Here is a 3343-nt window from a genome sequence, read left to right as displayed (position 1 = left end):
CGCGCGGCCGCACGGTTGCACCTGTCGCAGCCGTCGCTGAGCGCACAGTTGCAGAAGCTGGAGCGCTCGCTCGACGTGAGCCTGGTGGTCCGCAACTCGCACGAGGTTCGTCTGACGGCCTCGGGTGTCGAGTTCGCCAAGCAGGCGCGGATGGTCATCGCGCAGATGGACAAGGCGGTCGAGCACACCAGGTCGACAGCGGCGGGCCGGTCAGGTGCACTCACCGTCTCCTACAATTTCCCGGCCAGTCGGCACGTGCTGCCGTCGGCCCTGACCGCCATGAACGAGCGGCATCCGAAAGTCGTTGTGTCGCTGTGTGAAAAACGCACGGGTCCGCAACTCGACGGACTCACCAACGGCTCGGTGGACGTGGCGATGGTCTACGGCCGACCGCACTCCGACGGCTTCCGATCCCGCAAGATCCTTTCGAAGATCCCCATCGTCGCAGTTGTCGGTCGGTCACATCCGTGGGCCGGGCGCACCAGTGTCCGCTGCGCCGAGCTGGCCGGAGAACGTTGCGTGCTCTTCGCCCGCGAGCAGTGTCCGGCGATGTACGACGCGATCGTGTCGGCGGCAGCCGATGCGAAGGCGACGCTGAGCATCGTGCAGACCTCCGACGATCCGAGCGGTACCGCGCACATGGTCGCGATCAAGCCGTACGTGGCGTTCGCCTCGTTGTCGCGCGCTGCAGCGGTGGGCATGGGAACCGTCGGGGCGTCGTCGGTGGCGGTCAAGCTCGTCGACCCCATACCGACCATCGACCTCTACATGGTGTGGAGTGCCTCGACGGTCAACTCCGCGGTGGACGCGTTCGTCGAGTGCGTCGACGACGTGTGCGCCGCCGCCGAGGACACGAGCGCGGCGTAGGCGCGTCGGAGCCGATCGACGCGGCGCCGCCTGTCGGGCAACGGATACCGGGGTCCCGGGTATGTTGGTGATTCCAGACGTCGTCATCGACACCCCGTCGCATGCCGGTCTGCGAGACTCGGGAGTTGTTATGCAGTGGTGGACGTGGTTGATCATCGTCGTGGTGGTGATCGCCGTCATCGTGGGGGCGGTTCTCGCCATCCAGGCCCGGCGCCGGTCGGGCGGAGTCATCATCAGCGACTCGTTCGGTGACACGACGCCGCGGGACAAGTCCGCATGAGCATGCTGATGCGTGCCGGCGAGGTGGCCAAGCGTCCCGTCGTCACCATGCAGGGCGAGGACGTCGCGCAGATCAAGGACATCGTCTACGCGCCGGGCGGCGGCGAGGTCGCGGGCTTCACGCTCGCCGGCCGCGGCCTGTTCTCGGGTCCGCGCAAAGAGGTCCTGGCGTGGAAGTCGGTTGCCGCACTGGGGCCGGACGCGGTGATGATCCTGCGCGAGGACGTGCTGGTCTCACCGGACGAGTCGTTCGCCGGGGTCTCCGGGTCGGGCTCGGGTTCGGGGCACGGCAACGTCCTCGGGTCTCGGGTACTCACCGACTCGGGCACCGACCTCGGCAAGGTGATCGACGTGATCATCGAGGTCAGCGGAGCCAACGGAGGCCAGTGCGACGTCGTGGGCTACGAGATCGAGGCGTCGGAGGCGTTGAAGACCAACAGCACCAAGGTCCTCATCCCGCTGCCCGACACCCTCGCCGCGTCGGCCGAGCACCTGATGGTGCCCGCCGGGACGGTCGATTTCGTTCGCGACGATCTCGCCGGATTCGGCGCTGCCGTCGATGACTTCCGTGCTCACCTGAAGGGCTCACACTGATGCTGTTCTCAGACGCCAAGGGCCGCAAGGTCGTCAGCACCACCTCCGCCGAGACCATCGCAAAGGTGGCCGGCTTCGTCGTCGACCCGGCGTCGCGGTCGGTCGTGGCCGTCGAGGTCAAGAAGACCAAGGACGGCGACGTGGTCCTGTGGGACGACGTCAAGGGATTCGGTGAGGACGCGGTCACCGTCGAGTCCGACGACAAGATCACCGAGGCGGTCGGCGACGTGGCCGTCCTCGCCGACAAGCACCACACCGTGCTCGGCAAGCGGGTGCTGAGCACCGGCGGAGCCGAACTCGGCTCGGTCAAGGACGTCGAGTTCGACGAGGCGTCCGGGACGATCACCGGCATCGTGCTCGACTCAGAGACCGCTCCGGGCAACCGGCTCATCGGTGTCGGGTCCTATGCCGTCGTCATCGACTGGAGCAACTGACCGACAGTCTCTCGCTATAGCCCGAGTCTGATGTGGCGTGCGGTGGTCAGCCCCTGATTGATCGCATTGCGCAGGAGTCCGTCGGTATTCGGTTCGAGGGCCAGGCCTGCGATCTCGCCGATGCGGTCCGCCGTCTGCGGGATGCTCAGGTCGTCGGTGTCGATGTGCGTGGCGAACTCATCGCGCCGCAGCTCGTCGAGAGACGAATCGACCCTCGAGACCGCGAACGGGTCCGCTTTCAGCCCGAGTCCGCGGCGACTGATGCGGCCGCGGACGGTCTCCGCTTCGGCCATCAGCGTCACGTGGCACACCTCGCGTCCGCGGTCGCGGAGTCGGCCGATGATCTGGTCGAAGTAGTAGGAGTTGACCAGCGTCATCGGCGCGATGACGGGGCCGTCGTGCTCGGCCAGGGTCAGGTCGAGGACCTCGTAGACGCCCTGTCGCCAGGCGCGTAGTTCCTGGAAGTCGCCGCGCAGCGATCGCGGCATCATGCGGTGCAGACCGAAGCCCACCTGCTCGGGGTCGCAGATGATGCTGCCCGCGGCGCGGCGGTGGATCTCGAAGGCGGTCTGCGTTTTGCCGACACCGAAGGGTCCGTTGATCCACAGCAGCATGCGATCAGCCTAACGGCCCGCCAGAACGGTGACGGTCAAGTGCCCAGCCGGTCCGTCGCGTCAGCCCTATTGCCAGCGCTGGACCTCGGCGGCGAACCGTCGGGCCGCGGCGAGGTCGTCTGCGTCGGGTCTACCTCGGCTCACCCCGCCGACCATTCCGAACGGCCCCCAGGTGTCCAACCCGCGACTGGCGAAGGCGCCGACGTAACGGAATCCTTTCTGCCGCAGAAGTTTCTCGAGCGAGGTCGTATATCGCCGAAGGGAAGTCTCCGGCAGGCCGCTGGTCGAGAAGATGAATGCGTCCCGGCCGGACATGTCGGGGAGGCCGCGAATCCACTCCACCAGGCGTGGGTCGAAGCTCATCCAGTAGATCCCCGAACCGACACCGATGCGGTCGGCGTCGGCGAGCATCGCGGGCGTCACCTCATCCGGCGTGACGACGCGGGCGTCGAGCGCGGCGCCGAGTTCATCGGCGATCCGACGGGTGTTCTGGTGTGACGATCTCGATGTGCAGACCACCAGCGTTGTCATGACAGGACCTTTCGATGGGGGATG

Annotated in this window: 6 protein-coding genes; 4 read left to right on the top strand and 2 right to left on the bottom strand. The window is 67.0% G+C overall.

Features of this window, described 5'->3' with window-relative positions; genetic code table 11:
* The 4 genes from JHC79_RS15975 to JHC79_RS15960 form a co-directional block, all read left to right on the top strand.
* On the top strand, positions 1-867 hold an 867-nt coding region (locus JHC79_RS15975; protein ID WP_296392555.1), incomplete at its 5' end, for a LysR family transcriptional regulator.
* A 61-nt stretch (positions 868-928) separates the two neighbouring features.
* On the top strand, positions 929-1147 hold the full coding sequence (locus JHC79_RS15970; RefSeq protein WP_296392553.1) for a hypothetical protein: 219 nt from the start codon (positions 929-931) through the stop codon (positions 1145-1147).
* Positions 1144-1740 (top strand): PRC-barrel domain-containing protein, encoded by a 597-nt coding sequence (locus JHC79_RS15965; RefSeq protein ID WP_296392551.1) that lies wholly within the window; start codon positions 1144-1146, stop codon positions 1738-1740. Before JHC79_RS15970 ends, JHC79_RS15965 begins: the two co-directional genes overlap by 4 nt.
* Positions 1740-2174, top strand: a complete 435-nt coding sequence (locus JHC79_RS15960; RefSeq protein WP_296392549.1) for a PRC-barrel domain-containing protein — start codon at positions 1740-1742, stop codon at positions 2172-2174. Before JHC79_RS15965 ends, JHC79_RS15960 begins: the two co-directional genes overlap by 1 nt.
* 14 nt (positions 2175-2188) lie before the next feature.
* Here the strand turns inward: JHC79_RS15960 and JHC79_RS15955 are convergent, their stop codons facing one another.
* Both JHC79_RS15955 and JHC79_RS15950 read right to left on the bottom strand, forming a co-directional pair.
* A complete protein-coding gene (locus JHC79_RS15955; RefSeq protein WP_296392547.1) occupies positions 2189-2788 on the bottom strand; it encodes an AAA family ATPase in 600 nt (199 codons plus the stop codon).
* Positions 2789-2854: 66 nt separating this feature from the next.
* The gene (locus JHC79_RS15950) at positions 2855-3319 is read right to left on the bottom strand and encodes a flavodoxin family protein (protein ID WP_296392545.1); all 465 of its coding nucleotides are present in this window, start codon (positions 3317-3319) and stop codon (positions 2855-2857) included.
* Positions 3320-3343: the final 24 nt, after the last annotated feature.

It is taken from the genome of Williamsia sp. (assembly GCF_016462415.1).
In the GTDB taxonomy this organism is placed as follows: domain Bacteria; phylum Actinomycetota; class Actinomycetes; order Mycobacteriales; family Mycobacteriaceae; genus Williamsia_A.
Note: the sequence above shows the minus strand (reverse complement) of the source record. Positions and strands in the feature narration are given on the sequence as shown.